Raw genomic sequence first — 24,280 nt, 5'->3', positions numbered from 1 at the left:
GCTTACTGCTCGTCGACGATGCTGTTGCGCAGGATGCCGATTCGCGAAATCTCGACTTCGACTTCATCGCCCGGTTTCATCCATACCGGCGGTTCACGGAACGCGCCGACGCCGCCGGTGGTGCCGCTGACAATCACATCACCGGGGGCCAGTTCGGTGAAGGTGGAGCAATATTCGATCAGCGCGCGGACATCGAAAATCATGTCGCTGGTGCTGGTGTGCTGCATGACTTCGCCATTCAGGCGAGTGGTCAGTTCCAGGCCCTGCGGATCACCGATCTCGTCGCTTGTGACCAGCCAAGGGCCAAAGCCGCCGGTGTTCGGGAAGTTCTTGCCTGGCGCGAATTGAATGGTGTGTTTCTGCCAGTCGCGGACACTGCCGTCGTTGTAGCAGGCGTAACCGGCGACATAGTCCAGCGCGTCGGCTTGCTTGACGTGACGCGCCGGCTTGCCGATCACCACCGCCAGCTCGCCTTCAAAATCAAGTTTGTGCGAGGCCTTCGGGCGAACGATGGGTTGCAGGTGGGCAGTCTGGCTGTCAGCGAAACGGGTGAAGATCATCGGGTAGGTCGGCATCTCACGACCGGTTTCACGCACATGCGTGGCGTAGTTGATGCCAATGCACAGCACTTTGCCCGGGTTCGGGATAACGGGCAGGAAAGTTACTTCAGCCAGCGGGATACGCGGCAGGCTCGTCAGGACCTCGTGGCTCAGTTCGGCCAGGCGATTGTTGGCAATGGCCTGTTTGAGATCGGTGCCGAAGGTCTGCTTGACCGACTCCAGATCGATGACGTGCTCGCCATCGACGACGCCGTAGGTGCTACGGCCTTTAACAATAAAGCTCGCGAGTTTCATTGAGTGCTCCTTGATAGAGGATCAGCGCATGCGCAGGGAGCAAAGAAGCTCGGCACTGCTCATGCAGCTATGGCGGCAGGTAAGCCGCGGCGGTTGAGGTTCAATCTAGTTGTGGAGATTAATCCTGTAAAGCGGGATTTATTAAAAATCCCAAAATGCAGGAATTATGCTTTTTTATGTATTTTTGGCAGCATTTTGCCGACCCTCCGGAACAGGCAATACGAGACAGTGACGTGTTTGGAAGGTCAGGGCAGGGGCCGTATCCCGGCCTGGTGAATCACAGGCTTCCTGTCATTTCAGTGGGCCGCCCATGGTTTCATTGTTTGCTCGGCACCCAGCAACCATGTAGCGACATGCGCATCCGGAACGGCACTTTGATTCGTGCAATGGGGCCATTCTCCATGTCACGAGAATCCAGAACTACAAGCTCGCTGCGACCGTCCGCGATGTGATTGAGAACGGAAACGACGTAGCCATCCGCCTCCTGCGCATCAGGGGAGCGCGGAATGAAAATGGGCTCCTGGAAGCATCCGCTGTCACCGGGAAACCAGGCATCGGTAGTGCCTGTTTTCAGGTTCACATGGGCCAGCAGATTGAAGAATTGAAACGGTATCGGCCCATTCGCCGGGTTATACGGGCGCTCCGGATCGAACGCGAGTACAAAGCCGTGCTCGTATTTTCGGCCGATGTAGCGGTCATCGCACCTCGGGAATTCGCAGGGGTAATCCGTCAATGGCTGCGGTTGAATGTCCTCCTGGGTGCTGGTCAGGTCGAAGGTCCAGCGCATCAGGCTGGCCGCCAGCGTTTCGGGGGGCGGCACGTAACCGTCGGCCTGGGGAAAGAAGTAAAAGATATTCCCGCCGGTGACCGGCATGTCTACGTAAACCTTGCCGTCCTCATCGAACGCATTGAGCGTATGGCCCTGGAAACCGTCTTTGGGGCCTTTGAACCAACGAACGTCCTCCGCGCGCCCATTGCGTGGTACGACGGCGAAGAGCTGAGGCAGATCGGGTTGCCATTGGAAATGCTGTCCACCGTTTTTCATACGCTCGACGTCGACCGTCAACGGAATCAGTGGAAACACCACGTAGCGTTCAGTCACCGCAAAGTCATGCACCATGGCCGCGTAAGGCGCCTGGAACCAGATTTCGTGCAGCAGTTTGCCGTCGGGCGATAGTTCGAAATAAGCCAGGTCAGGCGTGCCGTCTCCTTTGGCTTCGTAGCTGAAGGCCAAGAGGTTGCCTGTTGCCGGGTCGAGTTTGGGGTGGGCGGTGAATGTCGCCGATTTGACCTGCTCGTCAAAATTCCATTCGCCAAGGGTCTCCAGCGTTTCGAGATCCATTGCCCAGGGCATGGCATCTTCTTTGAGAGCAAGCAGGACGCCGTTGTGCGGTATCACGGTGGTGTTAGCGGTTGTGTTGTTTTTCGCTGCGAGCGGATCATTGGTGTAGGCGTTTCGGTAGAGACCATTGAGCGAGCGACCTTCACGGCGCTGAGCAATCAAACGATCCGTCTTCACGTAACGGCGTCGCATCGATACCTTGCCGTGGGCAAAGTAGAAGCCGCTGACCATTCCGTCACCGTTGAAAAAGATATCGGTGCCCAACATCGGTGGGTACTGCGGGTCTGGCGCGACCTGATAAAAAGTCCCACGGATCGAGGCGGGAAGGGTGCCTTCAATCTCGAGGTCGAACACCTCGGCTTCTACGCGGCTGGGCGTATAGAGAGCGCCGGAAAATTCAGGGGTTTGGGGGAATGGAGTGGTCATCAGGCAATCTCATTAATGTCAGTTTCGTTCATGTGTAGGGCGGGGACTCAGGCCGACTGAGGCGCCATTGCGGCCCCGGAAGGTTTCAAGCTGCGATGAAAGCGTGCAACGAGCAGACACGAGATACCCAGGGCTGTCAGATAGGCTGAAGCCGCCAGCCAGCCGACGGCGCGGAATTGTCCCTCACCCACCACGAGTGCCGCGCCAAACGGCCCGAGGCCCTGACCGACAAAAATCGCGGCGTTACCCAGCCCGGCCAGTCGGCCGGTCGGATCAAGTTCGGCCGCCATGGAAAGCAGGTAAGGCAGGCTGAAAAACCACACCATATGGATCAGGCAGGCAGTGGCGGCAAAAGCAACGGGGCTATCGCCATAGACCATGACCAGCGTCGCAAGCAATGCTGTGCCGAAACTCAGCAGTTGCGGAAACAGCAGCCCAAGGCGTCTGCCGATAAATCCGGCCAGTGCCGCCCCAAGTGCACCGGCAAGGATGCTGCCCCCCAGTATTCCACCGATCTGTTGCGGTTCCAGGCCAATGCTTTTACCGATGCGCTCTTGATAAACCCACAGCGCGGAATGGCCAAAAAACAGCAGTGCAAAAAGCATCAATAGCAAGATGGACGTGAGCCCGAAAGGCCGGATCGCGCCGCTCGCCACACGATGTGCCTCTGGGTAGTTCCTCGGCACTCGCCAGCAACCGGCAATCGCGAGGGCACTGGCAATGGCCAGGAGATAAAATGCCCCGGCCACGCCGTATGATTTCAGAATCACCGGCATGGAGCTCACAAGCAGCATCCCCCAGAGCAGGTTGCCGATATTGATCACCGCGAACGTCGAATCCTTGGATGTGCGCAGGGCTCCCGTGGCGTAGACAACGGCCATGACCGCGCCACCGCTTGCGCCGCATATCATTCGGCAGATCAATAGCAACCCCTGGCTGTGCAGCTGAGCACTGGCCAGATTGCCGAGTACCAGCATCAGCAAGGCAATCAGGGCAAAGCGCCGACGGTCGACGCTGGCCATCAACAAGGCGCAAGTGCCGCAGGCGACTGCCATCGCAATCAGTTCTGCCGCAAAAATGGCGCCGATGGCGTTCAGCGGCAAGCCGAGTTGGTCGATAAGAGCTCCGCCCAGAATAGGCTGAATTTGCAACGTCCCTAAGGAAATGACCATCATCAGGCAGATAGCGGCCAATGATTTTTTACTGTCTATCGAGTCGAGCGCGTTCATGGAAACATCACCTCGGGTAAAGGGCCCGCTCATGCACGAGCGGGCGCACATCGGTCAGAATGTGTGGGCGTATCGGATCTGGACGGCGTAATCCGTTTGCGCGCGGTTCTCGACGCCGGTCTCTTTATAGGTGTTCAGCCAGAAGCCCTGGCCATCGCTGATTTTCCAGAACAGGCCCGGGCCGATGCCCAGCACCTTTTCTCGAGAGTTGCTCAGCCGACCCCCGTTCACCTCGTCATCCGATATTTGCTTGAAGTAGTACCCGTTGATCCCGAGGGATAGGTTGGGGATCACTTCGTACGAGGCCGTGAAGTTGGCCCACGCCGATTGTCCTGCCTGGGTGTCGCGCACAGGCTGGCCCTCGAAAAGTTGCGTCGAACTGCTGGCGGGATCGTTGTTCTTGAAGTTGTACAGGTAGTGCAGCCTCCAGCTCACTTCCCAACGAGGCGCCGGCATCCAGGTCGCTGCCCAGTAGGGGTTCAGAGAGAAGTAGTTGGAGCCTGGGTTCAGGTCCTTATGTTTATCGTATTTGCCGGTTGGAAGGATGGTGTCGAAAGCCAGGCGTTGCACAAAAACGGGCCTGCCGTGGGCGTCGACGATCGGGTCGAACTGGATCTGCGGCCCTACCGTGACATCACCAAGGCCAGTGCCGTTATCCTGGAGCTTGGCACCGTTGTCGCCAAAATCACCGTCCAGGGAGATGATCGGCACCAATAAACTCCAACCCAGGTGTGCACCGCCGCCGATGGAGTTGGGTGAGTAATAGCTCAGTTGATTGATCAGCGAGATGACGTTGATCTTCGGATTATCGAAGGCGCCATTATCCTTGCCTGCATTGTCCCTGATGCTGCGCGCGGTGCTGAATTTCAGATAGGTCAGGTGGGATAAACCGGGCGGCCCCGCGAAACCGTCGTAGAAACTGGTGCCGCCCAGGTTGATGCCGCTGGGCTCACTCACCGACGGTGGTGGAGGGCCATCTGCTGCGGGTACGGCAAACGATGCGAAGCTGAGTGCCAGGCAGGCTGGTAGGGATTTTTTCAGGCTCATCGAAGTGGCTCTATTCTTGGAATTGTGAGCCGGGGGTAGCTTCCCCTGGCACTTCGACTTTAATTCCAGGACATTCTTGATGCTTGAGCACAACGGCCAGAGTTGACTGAGAGCGTCACGATGCGGGGAGGGCAGTGGTGAACCTGTGGGAGCGGGCTTGCCCGTGAAGGCGGTGTATCAGTCGACATCAATGCCGGATGTGCCGCCGCCTTCGCGAGCAAGCCCGTTCACTGGATCAAAAAGTCTGCCCCAAAGAGAACTGGAACACTTGAGTATCGGCGTTCTCGGGTTTTTTGACCGGGAACGCCAGGTTGAAACTCAACGGTCCCATCGGGCTGTACCACGTGACGCCGACCCCCACGGAACTGGCCAACTCGCCGAGGTCGACACCGTCGCATCCCTGGGTGGTGCTCAGGTAGCACTTGTTGGAGTAGACGTTGCCGACGTCCCAGAACACCGAGGTGCGCAAGGACTTGCTGTCTTTGACGAAGGGCATCGGGAACAGGTATTCCACCCCGCCGGTGATAAGGATGTTGCCGCCCAACGCATCGGTGTCCCGATCCGAGTAATACGCCTGGCCGGCACTGGCATAGGTGCCGGTGGCCGGGGTGTTGCGCGGGCCGAGGGTGCCGCTTTCAAAGCCGCGCACCGAACCTTCGCCACCGGCCGTGTAGTTTTCATAGAAGGGCAGGCCGTCGGTCGAGCCGTAGCTGTTGCCATAACCGAGCTTGGTGTGGAAACGCAGCGAAGTGGCGTTGCTCACTGGCAGGAAGGTCTGCCCGGTGTAATCGATCTTGTAGAAGCTCAAGTCACTGCCGGGCACTGTCACCATCAGGTTGAGGTTCTGCGAATGTCCGCGGGTGGCCAGCACGCCCTTGTTCAGGGTCGATTCCGACCAGCCGAGGTTGGCCTTGAAGTTGTTGAACTCCTTGCCCTCGCGTGCAATGAAATCGTAGATCTCATCGGCGCTGTAGGTGCCGGGCTCGATGTTGTCGTGTTGCACGGTCAGGCCGAAACTCAGCCGTGAGGTTTCATTGATCGGGTAGCCGAGTGTGGTGCCGGCGCCATAACTGTTGATGGAATAGTATGAGACGCCGTCACTGTAATAATCGTTGTAGTCGGTGGCGTTGTAGAACAGGTTGTAGCCCAGGCTCACCCCGTCCGGCGTAAAGTAGGGGTTGGTAAAACCGAAGTTGTACTTGCTTTGGTAGTCCGAGCGGGTCAGGCCCAGGCTGGCGTAGTTGCCCGTGCCCAGGAAGTTGTTCTGAGTGATCGAACCTCCGAGGATCAGGCCGGAACTCTGAGAGAAACCGACGCTGGCGCTAATCGAACCGGAGGCCTGCTCTTCGACGCTGTAGTTCACGTCAACCTGGTCGTCGACGCCCGCCACGGCCGGCGTCTCGACGTTGACTTCCTTGAAGAAACCCAGTCGTTCCAGACGGGTCTTGGATTGGTCGATCAGGTAGGTCGAGGCCCAGCCGCCTTCCATCTGGCGCATTTCACGACGCAGTACCTTATCGTCGGTCTTGGTGTTGCCGCGAAAGTTGATGCGGTTGATGTAGGCACGCTTGCCCGGGTCGACCACGAAGGTGATATCGACCGTATGGTCGTCATTATTGGGGGTCGGCACCGCGTTGACGTTGGTAAAGGTGTAACCCTCGTTGCCCAGGCGACGGGTAATCAGTTCGGAGGTGGTGGTCATCAGTTTGCGCGAGAACACCTGGCTTTGCTGAACCAGCAACAGGGAACGGATCTGGTCTTCAGGCACTTTCAAGTCGCCGCTGAGCTTGACGTCACGAACGGTGTACTTCGCGCCTTCGTTGATGTTGACGGTGATATAGACGTGTTTCTTGTCCGGGGTGATCGACACCTGGGTCGAGGTGATGTCCATGTTGATATAGCCGCGATCCAGGTAATAGGAGCGCAAGCGCTCCAGATCACCGGAGAGTTTTTCGCGGGCGTACTTGTCATCGTTCTTGAAGAACGATAGCCAGTTGCTGGTCTTGAGTTCGAACAGGTTGATCAGGTCTTCATCAGCAAAGACCGTGTTGCCCACCACGTTGATGTGCTGGATCGCCGCGACAGAACCTTCATCGATCTTGATTTTCAGGCCCACGCGGTTACGCGGTTGTGGGATCACCTCGGCATCGACCGACGCCGAGTAACGGCCCTGAGCGACGTATTGGCGCTGCAGCTCGTTGCGCACGCCTTCGAGGGTGGCGCGCTGGAAGATCTCGCCTTCGGCCAACCCCGATTGCTTGAGGCCCTTCATCAGGTCTTCAGTGGAGATCGCCTTGTTGCCTTCGATCTCGATACTGGCGACCGAGGGGCGCTCGACCACCGTGATGATCAGCACGTCACCGTCGTGCCCCAGCTGGATATCCTGAAAGAAACCGGTCTTGAACAATGCACGGGTGGACTCCACCAAACGACGATCATCCGCTTCATCACCAACGTTCAACGGCAATGCACCGAACACGCTGCCGGCGGAAACCCGCTGCAGGCCATTAATGCGAATATCGGAAATTTTGAAGCCTTGGGCGTGCGCAAATGTGGCGTTGAGCAATAGTGCAGCCGAGCAGAGCAGGCGCGAAAAATTCATCAAGATCTTATCCAGAACACATCGACAAGCAGCGTAGGCGGGCGCGGATATCTCACAGCAAGACGAGTTACCGCGAAGCGAGCAGGCTGGTGGAGGTGAAGCATAAAAGCTCGGTGCGTTTGGTGCGGTTAACCAAGTGTCAAGTTAGGTAAAGGTTTGCCCGGGACGATGACGCTGTGCAGCGCAAGGGCGATAATGCGCGACCCCCACTCTAGAGCCCGCCATGATCTCTGTATTGCTAGTCGACGATGACCAGGAACTGACTGGAATGCTCAGCCAATACCTGGAGCGTGAAGGCTTCGAGGCGACCGCCGTGCACACGGGTGAGGAGGGCGAGATTCACGCGCTGTCCGGGCGCTACAGCATTGTGGTGCTGGACGTGATGCTGCCACGCCTGTCGGGTATCGAGGTGCTCAGGCGCATTCGCGCCGTGAGCCAGGTGCCGGTGGTGTTGCTCACGGCCCGTGGCGATAACATCGACAAGATCACCGGCCTGGAACTGGGGGCCGATGACTATGTGCCTAAACCCAGTTCACCGGGGGAACTGGTGGCGCGTTTGCGGGCAATCATGCGCCGGGTGCAGCCGGTGGGCCAGTCAATCTCAGAGGTGATCAGGACCGGCCCGCTGGTCTTGTGGCCCGGCAAGCGCCAGGCCCTGTGGCAGGGGCGTGAGCTGGGGGTGACCAGTACCGAGTTCAGCCTGCTCGAAGAACTGGCCCGCTGTGCCGGGCAGGTGGTGAGCAAACAGGACCTGTCACTCAATGCTTTGGGCTGTCCCTTGACCCGCTATGACCGGCGCATCGACGTGCACATCAGCAGCATTCGCCAGAAGCTCGGTCCGCGTCCTGACGCCAAGGCCTGGATTCAGAGCGTGCGTGGCCTCGGTTACCTGTTGATCGCCGAATGATGAAACCCAGTCGGCTGTTCTGGAAACTGTTCCTGGCGTTTTGGCTCGCCACCAGCCTGACGTTTCTGGTCGGGGTGGGCATTCTGGTACTGGGTAATCACGGGCCTGGCGATCCTCATTTGGAGGCCATCCTGGCCAGCGAGGAACAGCTGCTGCGACAATTCGGCGTCGAGTCGGGAAGGCAATTGCTGGCAGTGTGGCGGCACCCCGGTGACGAAACCATTGGGGTCTATGACAGTGCTGGTCAACTGCTGGCAGGGTCGCCAGTCCCCCGGCCGGCCTTTGAACGATCGGTCATCAGCAAGGACGGTTTGACCCTCTCGCTCAGATCCTCACAGTCCCTTGGTAAAGAAGGCGAGCAAGGCCCGGGGCGTTCGGTGCCGCTGATCATCGGCACGGTGATGAGTGCGCTGTTCAGCGGCTATATGGCGTACTACCTGGCGTGGCCGTTGGCCTATCTCCGGCGGGCGATGAGCGACGTGGCCAAGGGGCGCTTCGAAACCCGGGTCAAGCCGATGATGGGCGGGCGCCGCGATGAAATCGTCGATCTGGCCGGGGACTGTGACCGAATGGCTAACCAGCTGAAACTGCTGGTGGAGGCTCAGCAACACCTGTTGCATGACATCTCTCACGAACTGCGCTCACCGTTGACACGCATGCAAGCGGCCATCGGGCTGTTGCAGCAAGATCCGGCCCGCCAGGAAATGGTGGAACGCATCGAACGCGAATCGGTGCGCATGGATACGCTGATCGAAGCGTTGTTGACCCTGGCACGCATGCAGGGTCGGCCCGAAAGTATCGACCGCGAGCCACTCGACGTCATCGAGTTGCTGACGGTGATCGTCGAGGATGCTCAATTCGAGGCGGGAATGAAAGGTTGCCGGGTCAGCCTGCAGGCGTGTCCGGTCTTTGTCAGTCGGGTCAGCGGCGAGTTGCTGTATCGGTGTTTCGAGAACGTCATTCGCAATGCGGTGCGCCATACCAAACCGATGACGGCGGTTGTTGTGTCGGCTGAGGTCAATCTCGAAGCAGACTGCCTGACGGTGCGGATTACCGATCAGGGGGCGGGTGTTGAAAACGAGCGGCTGCTGCGCATTTTCCACCCGTTCGAGCGTGGCTTGAGCGAGGCCAGTGCCGGTTTCGGCCTGGGCCTGGCGATCGCCTCAAGGGCCGTGGAAATGCACGGCGGCACGATTGTGGCGCGCAACGAGCCGTCCGCTGGGCTGACCGTGGAAATCAGCTTGCCCCGTCAGGCGTGATCTTTACACGATATTACATTGGCTTGACGGCTCTGTACGCCTCGCCTCAGTAGACTTCCCGCTCAAACTTACGCAGCGTTTGCTGATGTTTCAGCGTGGAGGTGGGCATGTTTCTGGTTCATAAAAAGGGCTTCGTTTCCGGCAAGAAAATGGTCGACGGGCTGGTGCCCTATGACTTCTTTTGTGAAGACAATCCAGCCATCAATCTGTTTGTGTTTACGGGCTCTACCACGCAGGGCAAAGCAGTCGAGGAACAGACGCTCTGGGGCTTTACCCGGCTGGAGCGTTTCGAGGCGCTGACCAGCACCCTGGTATCGAACAAAAAAAATGATGGCTGGTTTCAAACGGTCAATGTGCTCACCGGGCCTGCCCAGAACGGCACCCAAAGCGTGAAATTTCAGCGGGTGCTGAAAATCATCAAGCATGCCGCTGTATCGAGCCGTGTCGCCAGCAAGGCGCAATACGAGATCCACACGGATGACGGCGACACCTACTTCACCCGTCAGCCTGCAACAGCAGACAGCGCACAAACCATCATCTATGCGGCGGAGCAATAACTCGTTAGTTAATAGCCGCTTGGGTGTTTACTGGAAATACATCGCACCATACAATGAGAATCATTACTACTAACTCATTGAGTGCAACGTCTTGAGCCATCCCCACCTCTTTGCCCGCCGCAAGGTTTTCATCAAACACGCACTGCCGACACTGTCCTGCGTGATGTTTGCCGGTCCTTTGTGGGCACAGGAACTGATCGAACTGCCGACCACGGATATTCAGGCGAGCCGCGTCAGCCAAGACACGAGTTACACCACCTCCCAAGCCAGCAMCGCAAGCAAAAGCGATGTGCCGATCAAGGAGGAGGCGCAATCGGTCAATGTCGTCACCCGGCAAACCCTGGCCGACTATCAGGTGCGCTCGCTGGGCGACGCGATGAAGTTCGTCAGCGGCGTCAGCCAGGGCAACACCTTGGGCGGTTCCCGGGACTCGCTGGTCAAACGCGGTTTCGGCACCAACGATGACGGCTCGATCCTGCGCGATGGGGTGCGTTCCAACCTGGGGAAAAACTTCAGCGCCACGACGGATCGCATCGAAGTGCTCAAAGGGCCTGCGTCGATGCTGTACGGCGCGCTGGAACCCGGCGGGTTGATCAACGTGATCAGCAAGAAGCCTGAATACACCCAGAGCACGACCCTGAGCGGCTCGGCCTACAGCGAAGGCGGCGGCACCCTGGCGGTGGACACCACCGGGCCGCTGGGCGATACCGGCCTGGCCTACCGCCTGATTGCCGAGCGCGGCCATGAAGATTACTGGCGCAATTACGGCGTGAATGAAAGCACTCTGGTCGCACCGTCGCTGACCTGGACGGGCGACCGTGCCAGCCTGACCCTCAGCTACGAATACAACGATTACTCCAAACCCTTCGACCGTGGCACGGTGTTCACCAATGGTCATCCGGCGGACATCGACTACGACAAGCGCCTCGACGAAAAATGGGCCAAAAGCGTCGGTATCCGTGAATTGGCTACAGCGCGTTTCGAGTATCAGCTGAGTGACGACTGGAAAACCCGCGTTACCTACGGCTGGAACAACGACCGCTACAGCCTCTCGATTGCCCAGCCGAGTTCGTTGACCGGAAACAACCTGCGACGGGCTGCCAACGGTGCTCACTACGATGATGAAACCCGCTACGCCAGTTGGGATTTCATCGGCCAGCAGGAACTGTTCGGCCAGCGCCATGACTTGCTGATCGGCGCGGACACCGAAGCGTCCGACCAATTCCGCGGCAAAACCTACCGTAATACCGCGCAGTCAGGCTTCGACATCACCTCGCCGGTTTATGGTCGTCTGGCCGAGCCGAGCCTTGTCAGTGCCAGCCAAAGTGACCTGAGCAACCAGCTGAATTCCAGCTCGGTGTACTTCAAGGATAACTGGCACCTTGATGACCGCTGGATCCTGGTTCTCGGCGGTCGCCAGCAGCATTACGATCAGTACAGCGATCAGGGGCGCGGCAGCAGCTACACCGTCAACCGCGACGATAACGGCGATGCTTTCGTGCCGTTCCTGGGGCTGGTCTACAAAGCCACCGATAGCTTGTCGCTGTACGGTAACTACAGCCGTTCGTTCAAGCCCAATACCCAAGTCGACGATGCCGGCAATACCTTCGATCCGGAGGAGGGGCGCAGCTATGAGGTCGGCGCGAAATACGATCCGCTGCCGGGGCTGAACATCAACCTGGCGCTGTTCGACATCGAGAAGAAAAACGTCGTGACCACCCAGACGGTCGGTGGCGTCAGCCTCTCGGAGGCGGCGGGCAAAGTCGGTTCACAGGGCCTGGAACTGGACGTCACCGGGCGTGTGGCCGAGCGCTGGGACCTGATCGGCACCTACGCTTACACCCACACGGAAATCCTCGACGATCCGGATGACGAAGGTCACCGCCTCGCCGATGCGCCGAAGCACACTGCAAGCCTGTACCTTACCCATCACCTGAATGTGCCTACGGAGTTCGGGGCCTGGCATGCGGGCGGCGGTGCGCGTTACGTCGGCGAGCGTGCGGCCAACAATGCCAACGATTTCTGGCTGAGCAGCTACACCGTCGCCGATGCCTTCGTGCGCTGGGAGTCGCCGATGTTCGGGTACAAGACTTCGCTGCAGTTCAACGTCGACAACCTGTTCGACAAACAGTACTACCCGTCCTCCACCGGCAGCCAACTGGCGGTCAATGTCGGCGAGGCGCGCACGGCACGCCTCAGCGCCAGTGTGACATTCTGATCGCACTGCCTTGATGTGCCGCCCCGTTCTGTCCGTGGAACGGGGCGGTAGTCTTCCTTCATCACGGCGACGCTTCAGGCGTCGGCGAGCTGAAACCGATAACCCACCCCATACAACGATTCAATCGGATGCTCCCCCGGGCAGGCCTGTTCGAGCTTGCGCCGCAGATTGCGGATATGGCTGTCGACCGTGCGGTCGGTAACCACCCGGTGATCGGAGTAGATCCGGTCGAGCAACTGATCCCGGGAAAACACCCGTCCCGGCGAGCGGGCGAGGGTGCTTAGCAGGCGCAATTCCAGTGGTGTCAGGTCCAGCGTTATGCCGTCGAGGGAGGCCAGGTACTGTTCTTCATCAATCTGTAGGCGCGGCGGTGCAGTCGTTAAAAGCTGCGGGCTGCGTCGCAGGATGGCTTTGACCCTGGCCACCACTTCACGCGGGCTGAAGGGTTTGCAGATGTAGTCGTCGGCGCCCAGGTCCAACCCGAGCAGGCGATCCACTTCCTCGACGCGGGCGGTGATCATGATGATCGGTACGGCACTGAAACTGCGCAGTTCCTTGCACACTTGCAGGCCATCGCGCCCAGGCAGCATCAGGTCGAGCAAGATCAGTCGCGGCTCGCGGGCACGGACCGCCGGCACCACCTCCAGCCCGTTGTCCAGGCACTGGGTCGCATAGCCGGCGGCGCTCAGGTAGTCGCGCATCAACGCGGCCAGTTTGGGCTCGTCTTCGACGATCAGGATCGGGTTGTCGTTGACCATGGTTCAGGTTTTCCGTGGCAGGCGCAGGGTCAGCCAAAGGCCACCCAACGGGGAATGATCGGCACTGAGGCTGCCGCCGTGAGCCAGGGCGATGCTGTGACAGATCGCCAGCCCCAGACCGGCGCCACCGCTGGCGCGGTTGCGTGAGGTTTCGCCACGGTAGAAACGCTCGAACAGACGCGGCAACTGATCCGCGTCGACCCCGGGGCCTGAATCCAGGAAATCGATGCGTACGTCGTCGCCATCGCTGGCCGCACAAATACGCAGCACGCCGCCTTCATCGGTATAGCGCACGGCGTTTTCCAGCAGATTACCGAACAGTTGCTGCAAGCGCTTGGGGTCGGCTTCTACCCTCAGTGGTGGTGTCGGCAGCTCCAGCTCCAAGCGCAAGTGCCGGGCATTGCAGCGTTCCTGGAACATCGCCACGCAACTTTGCAGCAGTTCGTTGAGATCGCATTCGCTCTTGCGGTAGGTCAGCGCGCCCACATCGGCCAGGGACAGTTCATACAGGTCATCCACCAGTTTACTGAGCATGCCGACTTCGCCTTGCAGCGATTTCATCGACGACTGATCGAGCGTGCGCACACCATCCTCGATGGCCTCCAGCTCACCGCGCAACACCGACAGCGGGGTGCGCAGTTCGTGGGACACATCGGCCATGAACTCCCGGCGCATTTTTTCGTTGCGCTCCAGCGTATAGGCAAGTTGATTGAAGTCGCGGGCCAACTGACCGACTTCGTCATTGGAGGACACCGCCACCCGGTTGCTGTACTCGCCTGCGGCCAATCGATGCGTGGCGGCGGCCACCCGCTTGACCGGGTCCAGCAGAGTGCGGGCGATCCACCAGGCGATCAGTATCGCCAGCAGCAACGAGAACACACCCATGGCCAGGCTGGTGCGCAACAGGTACAGGCGAAAACGTTCGCCGCCGGCTTCGGTCACGTTCTGGAACGGCGTCACCGCCAGCCAGCCGACGGTTTTACCGGCGACCTCGATCGGGCGCATCAGGGCGTCGTCGGCAATCGCCGAGTAGCCCATGACCAGCTGCTTTTGCTGGTCCAACAGGGCGATGCGAAACACCGCGCCGGTCAGGTCGGACGTGGTCAGGGGCGGCTGCTGCGGGCCGGTGAAGTCTACTCCGGGCTCTGGCCGCATGAGCTCGAACCAGCGATCGGGCTGGTTGCGCAGAAATTCCCAACTGCCTTCGCGCTCATAGGCGCTGGCCAGGCGCGGCAGCACCGGGGTCATGCGCAACAGAGCCTGTTCGTTGAGGTAGTCGAGAAAGCCTTTGCCGAAGCTCCAGCCGTTGGCCAGCCCCATGCTCAGGATGACAAACAGCACACTGGCCAGTACCGCAATAAACAGCTTGGTGGAGATACTCAGTTTCATGGGCTCGGGCAGGTCAGTGAATGGCCCGCCCATTTAGGCCCTGGCGCGGCGAAGATTCAAGGGCGGCAGGCAATCTTCAATTTTCCTGCACATTTGCCTCGCAGTATGGCGTCTGGCTTCAGCCACCCCGTCTTGCAGAGGCATTTATGTCGACCAAAATTCTCGCCAAATCCCTGGTAACCGCCGCGGTTTTACTGTCCTTGATTATTCTGGTGGTGTTGAGCGGTTGCTCCCCCGGCGCATCCGCGCCCGTGGTCGAACCGGCCAAGGTGTCAGTGATCACGGTGCAACCCAAAAGCCAGGCGCTGACCACGGAGCTGGCCGGGCGCACTCAGGCGTTCATGATCGCCGAGATTCGCCCGCAGGTCGGCGGTATCGTCCAGCAACGGCTGTTTGTCGAAGGCGCCGAGGTCAAGGCCGGGCAGGCGCTGTATCAGCTGGACGCGTCCTCATACAAAGCCGCATTGGCTGAAGCGCAGGCGACCCTGGCCAAGGCTCGTGCCACGTTGAAGTCGGCCCAGGCCACGGCCAAGCGTGATGCCCAGTTGGCGAAGATCGATGCCATCAGCCAGCAGGACAACGAGGATGCCCAGGCCAGTCTGCTGACCGCCGAGGCTGAACTGCAAGTGGCCCAGGCCGGCGTGGATACCGCGCGCATCAACCTGGCCTATACCCGCATCAGCTCGCCCGTCAGCGGGCGCATCGAAACTTCGACGGTCACCCCCGGCGCATTGGTGGTGGCCAATCAGGACAGCGCACTGACCACGGTGCAGCAACTGGACCCGATCTACGTGGATATCACGCAATCGACCACCGAGCTGTTGCGCCTCAAGCGCGACCTCGCCAGCGGTGTGCTGCAAAGCAACGGCGAGGGCGAAGCGCGGATCAGTCTCAAGCTCGACGACGGCAGCACTTACGGCCATGAGGGACGTTTGAAATTCAGCGGGGTCAGCGTCAATGAGGGCACCGGCACCGTGACCCTGCGGGCGGAAATCGCCAACCCGGATCGGCTGTTGCTGCCGGGCATGTATGTGCGGGCGGTGCTGGAACAGGCCCGGGACGATCAAGCGATCCTGATTCCGCAGCAAGCCGTGACCCGCAGCGCCAGTGGCGTGACGTCGGTGTTGCTGGTGGTCAATGGCAAGGTCGAACAGCGTGTGCTGACCATCGATCGCGCCGTGGGCAACCAATGGTGGGTCACCTCGGGCCTGACGGCGGGTGACCAGGTGATTGTCGAGGGCGGGCAGAAAGTGCGGGTCGGCGCCCCGGTGCTGGCGCAAAACACGGGCACTCGTAGCCGCACGCGGCAATCGGCGCCGACTGCCATTGCGCAGGAGGGTTGAGCATGGCGCGGTTCTTTATCGATCGACCGATTTTTGCCTGGGTCATCGCCATTGTCATCATGCTCGCCGGCGCCTTGTCGATCAGCCAACTGCCGCTGGAACAGTACCCGGACATCGCGCCACCAACGGTACGGATCTCCGCCACCTACACCGGCGCCTCGGCCGAGACCGTGGAAAACTCGGTGACGCAGGTCATCGAACAGCAGATGAAAGGGCTGGATAACCTGACCTACATGTCGGCCTCCAGCAGCTCGGCGGGCAGCGCCAGCATCAGCCTGACCTTTGCCGCCGGCACTAACCCGGATGTGGCGCAGATGCAGGTGCAGAACAAACTGCAACAGGCCGAATCACGACTGCCGCAATCGGTACAGAGCGAAGGCCTGACCGTGACCAAGGGCGGTTCGGACTTTCTGATGATTGCCGCCCTGGCCTCCGACAACCCAAGCGTCACCGGCACCCAGATCGGCGACTACATTTCCAGCACCTTGCTCGACCAGATCAGTCGTATCGATGGCGTCGGCGACGTGCAGACCCTCGGTTCGGGCTATGCCATGCGCATCTGGCTGGACCCGGCTCTGTTGGAAAAGTATTCGTTGATGCCCTCGGACATCAGCAGCGCCCTGGAAGCACAGAACACCGAGGTGTCCGCCGGCCAGCTCGGTGCTTTGCCGGCGGTGGCCGGGCAACAGTTGAACGCCACCATCAGCGCCCGCAGCAAGCTGCAAACCGCCGAAGAATTTCGCAACGTGGTGGTCAAGTCCACCAGCAATGGCGCGGTGGTGCTGCTGGGGGATGTGGCGCGGGTCGAACTGGGCAGCGAAAGCTACGACGTGAGTTCAGCCCTCAACGGCAAACCCGCCGCCGCCATGGGCGTGCAGCTCGCCGCCGGGGCCAATGCCTTGAGCGTGGGTGAGGCCGTGAAGGCCAAACTCAAGGAACTGGAGCCTTTCTACCCAGCGCAAATGCAGCTCAAGAACGTGATCGCTTACGACACGACCCCCTTTGTCAGCCTGTCCATCGAAGAGGTGGTCAAGTCTCTGGGCGAGGCGATCGTGCTGGTGGTGCTGATCATGTTCCTGTTCCTGCAGAATCTGCGGGCCACATTGATCCCGGCGATCACCGTGCCGGTGGTATTGCTGGGCACCTTCGGCGTGCTGGCGCTGTTCGGCTATTCAATCAATACCCTGACCATGTTCGCCATGGTCCTGGCTATCGGATTGCTGGTGGACGATGCCATCGTGGTGGTGGAAAACGTCGAGCGAGTGATGGGTGAGAAGGGACTTTCGGCGCTGGCGGCGACTCGCCAGTCCATGGCGGAAATCACCAGCGCGCTGATCGGCATCGCTCTGGTGCTCAGCGCCGTGTTTATTCCCATGGCATTTTTTGGCGGTTCCACCGGGATTATCTATCGGCAGTTTTCGGTGACCATCGTCTCGGCCATGCTCCTGTCGGTGTTGGTGGCGATGACCCTGACGCCGGCCTTGTGTGCGACCTTGCTCAAGCCGTCGGATGGCCAGGGCCATGGTGCACAAACTGGTTTCGTCGGCTGGTTCAACCGCAGCTTCGAACGCAGCGCCTTGCGCTATCAACAATGGGTCGGCGGCATTTTGCAGCGTGGGCGTCGCAGCCTGCTGGTGTACGGGGTGATTTTGCTGGCGATGGGCGCTGGTTATGCCAGCCTGCCGACTTCGTTCTTGCCGGACGAAGACCAAGGCATCCTCATGGCGCAGATCCAGTTGCCGGTGGGCGCCACCGATAGCCGCACTCAGGCGGTGATGAAGCAGTTCGAGAGCTACATGCTCGAACAATCGGAAGTCGAGGCGCTGATCAGCATCAGTGGCCTGGGCATGGGTGGCAACAGCCAGAATACCGGCCGGGCTTTCATCAAACTCAAGGACTGGAGCGAGCGATCGGGGAAAGGGCAGGACGCAGCCTCTATTGCCCAACGCGCGACCCTGGCGTTGGCGAGCATTAGCGATGCCAACGTGTTTGTCATGCAGCCGCCCGCTGTACGTGGTCTGGGGCAAAGTTCGGGTTTCGACCTGCAACTCAAAGACCTTGGCGGACTGGGGCATGACGCCCTGGTCGCCGCGCGGGAGCAGTTCATCGAGTTGGCGAAGAAAGACCCGCGGCTGCTGGGAGTACGCAGCAATGGCCTGGACGATACACCGCAGCTCAAGGTCAGCATCGACGATCGCAAGGCCGGCGCCTTGAGCCTGAGCACTAGCGACATCAACAGCACCTTGTCCACCGCGTTGGGCGGCACTTACGTCAACGACTTCCTCAACCAGGGCCGGGTGAAGAAGGTCTACGTGCAGGGCGAGGCGTCGGCGCGGATGCAGGCGGCCGACCTGGAGCACTGGTTCGTGCGCAACAGCAAAGGTGAGATGGTGCCGTTTTCCTCGTTCGCCAGTAGCGCGTGGAGCTATGGCTCGCCGTTGCTGGAACGCTACAACGGCAATGCCTCGCTGGAAGTGGTCGGTGATCCGGCACCGGGGGTGAGCTCCGGGGTTGCGATGGATGCGGTGGAAGCGATCATCAAACAACTGCCCGAAGGCATCGGCTACGAGTGGACCGGGCAGTCATATCAACTGCGCTTGTCCGGCTCCCAGGCACCGCTGCTGTACGGGATCTCGGTGCTGTTTGTGTTCCTCTGCCTGGCGGCGTTGTATGAGAGTTGGTCGGTGCCGTTTTCGGTAATGCTGGTGGTGCCGCTGGGGGTGGTCGGCGCGGTGCTGGCGAACCGCTTCAGTGGCTTGAGCAACGACGTGTACTTCCAGGTCGGGCTGTTGACCACGGTAGGACTGGCGGCGAAGAACGCGATTCTGATCGTCGAGTTTGCCAAGCACCTGCAAGAGCAGGGGAATAGCCTGCGGGATGCGACACTGACTGCCGTGCGCCAACGCCTGCGACCGATCCTGATGACGTCTTTGGCCTTCATGTTCGGCGTGTTGCCACTGGCATTGAGCTCCGGCGCCGGTTCTGCCGGGCGCCAGGCCATCGGCACTGGCGTTCTGGGGGGCATGTTCAGCGCCACCGTGCTGGGGATCTTCTTTGTGCCGCTGTTCTTTGTGCTGATCCGTCGTCGTTTCGGTCGCGTATCCACCGCAACAACCGCCAACCCAACCGCCCAGAAAGGTGATGCATGATCAAGTTTCATTGGCCCTTGTTGGCTGCTCTGGCGTTACTCAGTGGTTGTGTCAATCTGGCGCCGCAGTATCAGCGCCCCGAAGCGCCGGTCGCCGGGCAATGGTTGCCGTCGACCGGCGTGCCCTCAGGCGATGCGGCGGCGGATATTCACTGGCAGCAGTTCTTTACCGACAGTCGCCTGGCGCGCTTACAGACCCTGGCCCTGACCAACAACCGTGATTTGCGCCTGGCCGGCCTGAACATCGAAAAGGCCCAGGCTCAATATCGCATTCAACGGGCGGCGGCGTTTCCCACCATCGATGCCGGAGTCAGCGGCACACATAGCCGCACGTCCAGCAGCGGCACGGCGAGCACCAGTCATGAGTACAGTGCGCAACTGGGGCTGAGCAGTTATGAACTGGACGTGTTCGGGCGAGTACAGAACCTTCAGGACGAAGCGCTGGAAGACTATCTGGCACTGACCGAAACCCGGCGTAGCACCCAGATCAGCCTGGTGGCTGAAGTGGCCACGGCCTGGCTGACGCTGGCAGCGGACAACGAGCGTTTGCAACTGGCCCAGGAAACCCTGCGCAGCCAACAGGCAACTTACGAACTGACTCAACGCAGCCATGCCTTGGGTGGCTCTTCCGGCTTGGCCCTGGCCCAGGCGCAAACCACTGTGGAGTCGGCCCGAGGCGATGTGGCGGTCTACGCCAGTCAGATTCTCCAGGACCGCAATGCCTTGCGCTTGCTGGTCGGCAGCGATATTCCCGATGAACTGCTGCCCGGCGCGAGTCTGCAATCGGTCGCGCTGCTGGTTCAGGTGCCGGATGAGTTACCGTCCAGTCTGTTACAACGGCGCCCGGATGTGCTGGCCGCCGAACACACCCTCAAGTCGGCCAACATCGATATCGGCGCGGCGCGGGCGGCGTTCTTTCCGAGCATCAGCCTGACTGCCAATGCCGGTTCTGCGAGTTCGGCCTTGTCCGGTCTGTTCACGTCCGGCAGCGGCGCCTGGACCTTCGCCCCGAGCGTCAGCCTGCCGATCTTCGATGCCGGCAGCAACCGCGCGACGCTGGATGCGGCCAAGGTCGAGCGTGAAATTCAGGTGCAGACCTACCAGCAAACGTTGCAGACTGCCTTCAAGGAAGTGGCCGATGCGCTGGCGGTGCGCAGCACCCTGGACCAACGCCTGACGGCGCAGCAAGCCTTGACCGACGCCAGCCGTAAAAGCTTTGAACTGGCCGACGCGCTCTATCGCGGCGGCTCGCAAAGCTACCTCGAAGCGCTGGACGCCCAGCGTTCGTTGTACAGCGCCCAACAGGACCTGATCACCCTGCGTCTGGCCGAGCAGAGCAACCGGGTGACGTTGTACAAGGTAATGGGGGGCGGCTGGAATTAATGTTCGCGATGAGGCCCGCCCCCCTGGATCAGTGCCCGCCCACCACCATATGGCTGAACGGCGCCACATACGCCTGCAACGTCACCAGCCCGCCGACCAGAATCGCCAGCACCACGGAGTGGAAAAACACGTAGCGCAGGATTTCCCCTTCATGGCCGTACCAGCGGGTGGCGGTGGACGCGACCACAATCGACTGGGCGTCGACCATCTTGCCCATGACCCCGCCGGAACTGTTGGCGGCGGCCATCAGCACCGGGCTCAGGCCCAGTTGCTCGGAGGTCACCCGTTGCAAGCCGCCGAACAGCACGTTGGAGGCCGTGTCCGAGCCGGTCAGGGCCACGCCGAGCCAGCCAAGCAGGGTGCCGAACATCGGGTAGAAAATGCCCGTTGCGGCGAAGGCCAGGCCCATGGTGGCGTCGAGGCCCGAGTAGCGGGTCAGAAAGCCCAGGGCGAGCATCGCCACAATGGTGATGAGCGAATAGCGCACCACCCACAACGTTCGCAGGTAATGGTGCAGCAGTTGCGGGATGGAATAACCCATCAGCAGCCCGCCGAGTATCGCCGCGAGCAAGATGCCGCTACCGGTGCTGGTGAACCAGGTGAACTTGTAGATCGCGTCCTCGGTTTTCGGCGCAGGCACCACGGGCGGGACTTTCTCGATCTGTTGATGAATCGTGGTGAAGGTCACGGTCGGGGCAAAGATCGGGTTGGCCTCGCGCATCGGCTTGCCCTGGGGGTCGAGCCTGGCCGAGTGGGTTTGCGGATCCATGGCCGGGCGGGTATCGAACAGGTTTTTGAAGCTTTGGGTGCCCCAGGCGAAAACGAACACCGTGAGGATGATCCACGGCATCCATGCGCGCATTACGGCGGGTTTTGCATCGCTGGCAAAGGTCGCGCTGGCGACGGGTTTTTGGTCATGCTCCTCGGCTATTTTGGAGTTGTCGACTCGCCCTGAAAGGGCGGCAGAGGTATGCACGGTGGCCGGTTTCCAGACCCTGAGGAAACCGGTCAGGCAGGCCATGGAAATCAGCGCCGCGATCACATCCACCAGCATCGGCCCGTGGTAGTTGGAGACCAGGAATTGCGGTATGGCGAAACTGACGCCGGCCACCAGGATCGCCGGCCAGATTTCCAGCATTTTGCGCCAGCCGGCGAAGGCCCAGATCAGCCAGAACGGCACGATCACCGAGAAGAACGGCAACTGCCGACCGACCATCATCGACAGCTCCATTTCATCCAGCCCGGTCACTTTGGCCAGGGTGATGACGGGCGTGCCCAGAGCGCCGAACGCCACCGGCGCGGTATTGGCGATCAACGCCAGGCCTGACGCGGCCAGGGGCGAGAAACCCAACCCGATCAAAATGGCCCCGGTTACCGCCACGGGGGTGCCGAAACCGGCGGCCCCTTCGAAGAAGGCACCGAAGCAGAAGGCAATCAGCAGCAACTGCAGACGTCGATCGTCGGTGATGCGCGCCAGGGAGTCTTGCAGCACTTTGAACGAGCCATTCTCGGTGGTCAGCCGATGCAGGAAAATAATGTTGAGCACGATCCAGCCAATCGGCAACAGCCCGTTGGCGGCACCGAACAGTGCAGCCGAGCCCGCCATGTTCGCGGGCATGCCGAAGGCGAAAATCGCGATCAGCAAGGCCGAACCCAGGGCCAACAACGCCGCCAGATGCGCTTTGATGTGGAAAAACGCCAGGGAAACCAGCATCACCACCACCGGCACTGCCGCCATGAGGGTTGATAGCACGGGGTTACCGAAGGGGTCGTAGATTTGCTGCCAGACCATGTTCCACCTCTGCTTTTTATTGTCGGTAGCGCAGGTCCCCGTTGGGGGAAGGTGGCTTGAGTATAGGTGGCATTACGCTGATGGCCCGGCGGGGCTCGCCTACTCGGAATGAGCTGCCTGACCGTCATGCAGTTCACTTAAGCGGCTCCAGCCGAGGCGCATTTTTCGTAGCAGATCGCATTACAGTGAACTGCATTGCGACCGCATGTTTTTAGGGGGATGGAATTTTTACAGGCAAAAAAAGAGCCTCAAAGCTCTTTGATGGGGAGGAAGTAGAGCCGAGAGGCTCAAGATGCGCATGAAACAAGGGGTGGGCTTATTGGGGTTCAGTTCACCCACCACTTACGCAACGGCTTTAAACCTCCAACCGCTGCGTATCATTATCGTAGGAAGCCGCGGGTTCGGGCTCAAGTACCATTAGTCTACTGAGTCTGGCCGGCCTGCCTGGTGTTGAATCACCATTTTGATTTTCAACTACCCCTGTCTGAACACCAACGCCTTCAACCCACACTCAACATCGGCATCGGGAAACTCCGGTGGATTTTCCAGCCGTTGCTCAAACCGCAGGCTCGGTGCTTCGCGAGTGACGCCGTCGATGAGGAAGTCCGCGCCAAAAGCCGGGTCGTTCATGCAGGCCAAAACCGTGCCCTGGGGGCTGAGCAGTTCCGGGAGACGGCGCAGCACGCGCTGATAATCCTTGGTCAGCAGAAAACTGCCTTTCTGAAAGGACGGTGGGTCGATGATCACCAGATCATAAGGGCCGCTATTGATCACTTTGCCCCAGGACTTGAACAGGTCGTGGCCGAGAAAGCTCACCTTGCTCAGGTCATGGCCATTGAGCCGGTGATTGTCGCGACCACGGCTCAGGGCCGCGCGGGACATGTCCAGGTTGACCACATGCGTAGCGCCTCCCGCGAGGGCGGCCACTGAAAACCCGCAGGTATAAGCGAACAGGTTCAGCACCCGTTTGCCATCCGCATTGGCCCGCACCCAATCGCGGCCGTAGCGCATGTCGAGAAACAGGCCGGTGTTCTGTTTGCGGCCCAGGTCCACGCGATACTGCAGGCCGCCCTCGGTGATCGTCATCTCCTCGATCGGCTCCCCGAGCAGCCATTCGGTGGTGCTTTCCTGCAGATAGCGATGTTGCAGGAGCAAGGTATGTGCGCCAGAGGTTTTCCACGCAGGCGCCTGTGTGATCGCCATCAGTCGCTGCTTCAAATCGTCCAGTTGCGACGCTTGCGGCTCCTTGAACACACAGACCAGCACCACGCCTTGGAGCCAGTCGACGGTCAATTGCTCCAGCCCCGGCCAGCAGCGGCCACGGCCGTGGAACAGCCGACGGGTTTCTGCGGGTGCTGCCGCAAGCGCTGTGAGCAAATGGTCGTGGAGGATGGAGAGGGCGTCTGGATTCATCGGGCAGGGTCGGTCATGTGGAAAGGGCGGCATTTTAACCACAATTATGCGCGGACAAACGGTCATGTTTAGCGGCCTGGAACGGAGAATGCCCTGGATAGGTGTATCAAAAATGAATTTTTCGCGAGGTCCGCTGTTCATACCTGTAGGTGGCGGATTTGAGCCTGCGAAACTATTTGCGCAATCAGGGAGTAGTACAGTCATGAGTCCAGCATCAACGGCGGGCGCGCGCTTGTCTGGTGGATTGATTCTTGTGGTTGAGGACGACCCGTTGATCCTGGAGTTTCTTTGCGAAATTCTTCAGGAGGAAGGCTTTGCGGTTGAACCACAGATCAGCGCGGACGCCGCATCGCAGTTTCTGGAACAGCACGCCCCGCAGGTGAGGTTATTGCTGACGGACATCACCATGCCGGGCAAACTCAATGGCGCGGACCTGGCCAATCAGTTTGGCGACCGTTGGCCAGACAAACCGATCATGATCATGTCTGGCTTCGAAACTCCGAAAAGCTCCGGGGTCAAGCATCCGGTTTCGTTCATCAAGAAACCCTGGGCGGTGGGGCAGTTGCTCGATTGTGTGCAACGCGCCTTGCATTCGACCCGAACCGTGTAGGAG

At 60.1% G+C, this 24,280-nt stretch carries 17 protein-coding genes; 8 read left to right on the top strand and 9 right to left on the bottom strand.

All coding sequences use genetic code 11. The annotated features are described in order from the left end of the window. Positions 1–2: 2 nt before the first annotated feature. From AC1D2Q_RS26990 to bamA, 5 genes are all read right to left on the bottom strand, one after another. On the bottom strand, positions 3–854 hold the full coding sequence (locus tag AC1D2Q_RS26990) for a fumarylacetoacetate hydrolase family protein (protein ID WP_477815184.1): 852 nt from the start codon (positions 852–854) through the stop codon (positions 3–5). 316 nt (positions 855–1,170) lie between these two features. Beyond that, positions 1,171–2,622 (bottom strand): carotenoid oxygenase family protein, encoded by a 1,452-nt coding sequence (locus AC1D2Q_RS26985; RefSeq protein WP_477815183.1) that lies wholly within the window; start codon positions 2,620–2,622, stop codon positions 1,171–1,173. Between the two features lie 47 nt (positions 2,623–2,669). Beyond that, the gene (locus AC1D2Q_RS26980; protein WP_477815182.1) at positions 2,670–3,851 is read right to left on the bottom strand and encodes an MFS transporter; all 1,182 of its coding nucleotides are present in this window, start codon (positions 3,849–3,851) and stop codon (positions 2,670–2,672) included. A 54-nt stretch (positions 3,852–3,905) separates the two neighbouring features. Further along, positions 3,906–4,898, bottom strand: a complete 993-nt coding sequence (locus tag AC1D2Q_RS26975) for a SphA family protein (RefSeq protein ID WP_477815181.1) — start codon at positions 4,896–4,898, stop codon at positions 3,906–3,908. 235 nt (positions 4,899–5,133) lie between these two features. Continuing rightward, positions 5,134–7,500 carry an outer membrane protein assembly factor BamA gene (gene bamA, locus AC1D2Q_RS26970; protein ID WP_477815180.1) on the bottom strand — a complete coding sequence of 789 codons (2,367 nt, stop codon included), beginning with the start codon at positions 7,498–7,500 and terminating at the stop codon, positions 5,134–5,136. 223 nt (positions 7,501–7,723) lie between these two features. Here bamA and AC1D2Q_RS26965 point away from each other — a divergent pair, with 223 nt between their 5' ends. The 4 genes from AC1D2Q_RS26965 to AC1D2Q_RS26950 all read left to right on the top strand — a co-directional run bounded on the left by AC1D2Q_RS26965 (position 7,724) and on the right by AC1D2Q_RS26950 (position 12,441). After that, entirely contained in the window at positions 7,724–8,407 is a 684-nt protein-coding gene (locus tag AC1D2Q_RS26965) for a response regulator (RefSeq protein ID WP_477815179.1), read from the top strand. Next, on the top strand, positions 8,404–9,666 hold the full coding sequence (locus AC1D2Q_RS26960; RefSeq protein WP_477815178.1) for a HAMP domain-containing sensor histidine kinase: 1,263 nt from the start codon (positions 8,404–8,406) through the stop codon (positions 9,664–9,666). Before AC1D2Q_RS26965 ends, AC1D2Q_RS26960 begins: the two co-directional genes overlap by 4 nt. A 107-nt stretch (positions 9,667–9,773) precedes the next feature. Next, on the top strand, positions 9,774–10,223 hold the full coding sequence (locus tag AC1D2Q_RS26955; RefSeq protein ID WP_477815228.1) for a hypothetical protein: 450 nt from the start codon (positions 9,774–9,776) through the stop codon (positions 10,221–10,223). Positions 10,224–10,314: 91 nt separating this feature from the next. Next, entirely contained in the window at positions 10,315–12,441 is a 2,127-nt protein-coding gene (locus AC1D2Q_RS26950; protein ID WP_477815177.1) for a TonB-dependent siderophore receptor, read from the top strand. A gap of 74 nt (positions 12,442–12,515) precedes the next feature. Here AC1D2Q_RS26950 and AC1D2Q_RS26945 read toward each other — a convergent pair whose 3' ends face one another. Next, positions 12,516–13,199 (bottom strand): response regulator, encoded by a 684-nt coding sequence (locus tag AC1D2Q_RS26945; protein WP_477815176.1) that lies wholly within the window; start codon positions 13,197–13,199, stop codon positions 12,516–12,518. A 3-nt stretch (positions 13,200–13,202) separates the two neighbouring features. Then, positions 13,203–14,621: a sensor histidine kinase efflux regulator BaeS gene (baeS, locus tag AC1D2Q_RS26940; protein WP_477815175.1), complete on the bottom strand. Its 1,419-nt coding sequence runs from the start codon at positions 14,619–14,621 to the stop codon at positions 13,203–13,205. A 113-nt stretch (positions 14,622–14,734) separates the two neighbouring features. Here baeS and AC1D2Q_RS26935 point away from each other — a divergent pair, with 113 nt between their 5' ends. From AC1D2Q_RS26935 to AC1D2Q_RS26925, 3 genes are read left to right on the top strand one after another with little or no spacing between them, the layout of a single operon-like run. Beyond that, on the top strand, positions 14,735–15,931 hold the full coding sequence (locus tag AC1D2Q_RS26935) for an efflux RND transporter periplasmic adaptor subunit (protein WP_477815174.1): 1,197 nt from the start codon (positions 14,735–14,737) through the stop codon (positions 15,929–15,931). 2 nt (positions 15,932–15,933) lie between these two features. After that, on the top strand, positions 15,934–19,080 hold the full coding sequence (locus tag AC1D2Q_RS26930; protein WP_477815173.1) for an efflux RND transporter permease subunit: 3,147 nt from the start codon (positions 15,934–15,936) through the stop codon (positions 19,078–19,080). Beyond that, positions 19,077–20,462, top strand: coding sequence for an efflux transporter outer membrane subunit (locus tag AC1D2Q_RS26925; RefSeq protein ID WP_477815172.1), 1,386 nt, complete (start codon positions 19,077–19,079; stop codon positions 20,460–20,462). Before AC1D2Q_RS26930 ends, AC1D2Q_RS26925 begins: the two co-directional genes overlap by 4 nt. A gap of 28 nt (positions 20,463–20,490) precedes the next feature. On the opposite strand, the gene AC1D2Q_RS26920 is transcribed toward AC1D2Q_RS26925, so the two are convergent. Further along, positions 20,491–22,254 carry an L-lactate permease gene (locus tag AC1D2Q_RS26920; RefSeq protein WP_477815171.1) on the bottom strand — a complete coding sequence of 588 codons (1,764 nt, stop codon included), beginning with the start codon at positions 22,252–22,254 and terminating at the stop codon, positions 20,491–20,493. A gap of 474 nt (positions 22,255–22,728) precedes the next feature. Next, positions 22,729–23,667 carry a class I SAM-dependent methyltransferase gene (locus tag AC1D2Q_RS26915; RefSeq protein ID WP_477815170.1) on the bottom strand — a complete coding sequence of 313 codons (939 nt, stop codon included), beginning with the start codon at positions 23,665–23,667 and terminating at the stop codon, positions 22,729–22,731. A 202-nt stretch (positions 23,668–23,869) separates the two neighbouring features. On the opposite strand from AC1D2Q_RS26915, the gene AC1D2Q_RS26910 reads away from it, so the two are divergent. Next, positions 23,870–24,277, top strand: coding sequence for a response regulator (locus tag AC1D2Q_RS26910; protein WP_477815169.1), 408 nt, complete (start codon positions 23,870–23,872; stop codon positions 24,275–24,277). Positions 24,278–24,280: the final 3 nt, after the last annotated feature.

The organism is Pseudomonas sp. P1_A1 (assembly GCF_056406935.1).
Note: the sequence above shows the minus strand (reverse complement) of the source record. Positions and strands in the feature narration are given on the sequence as shown.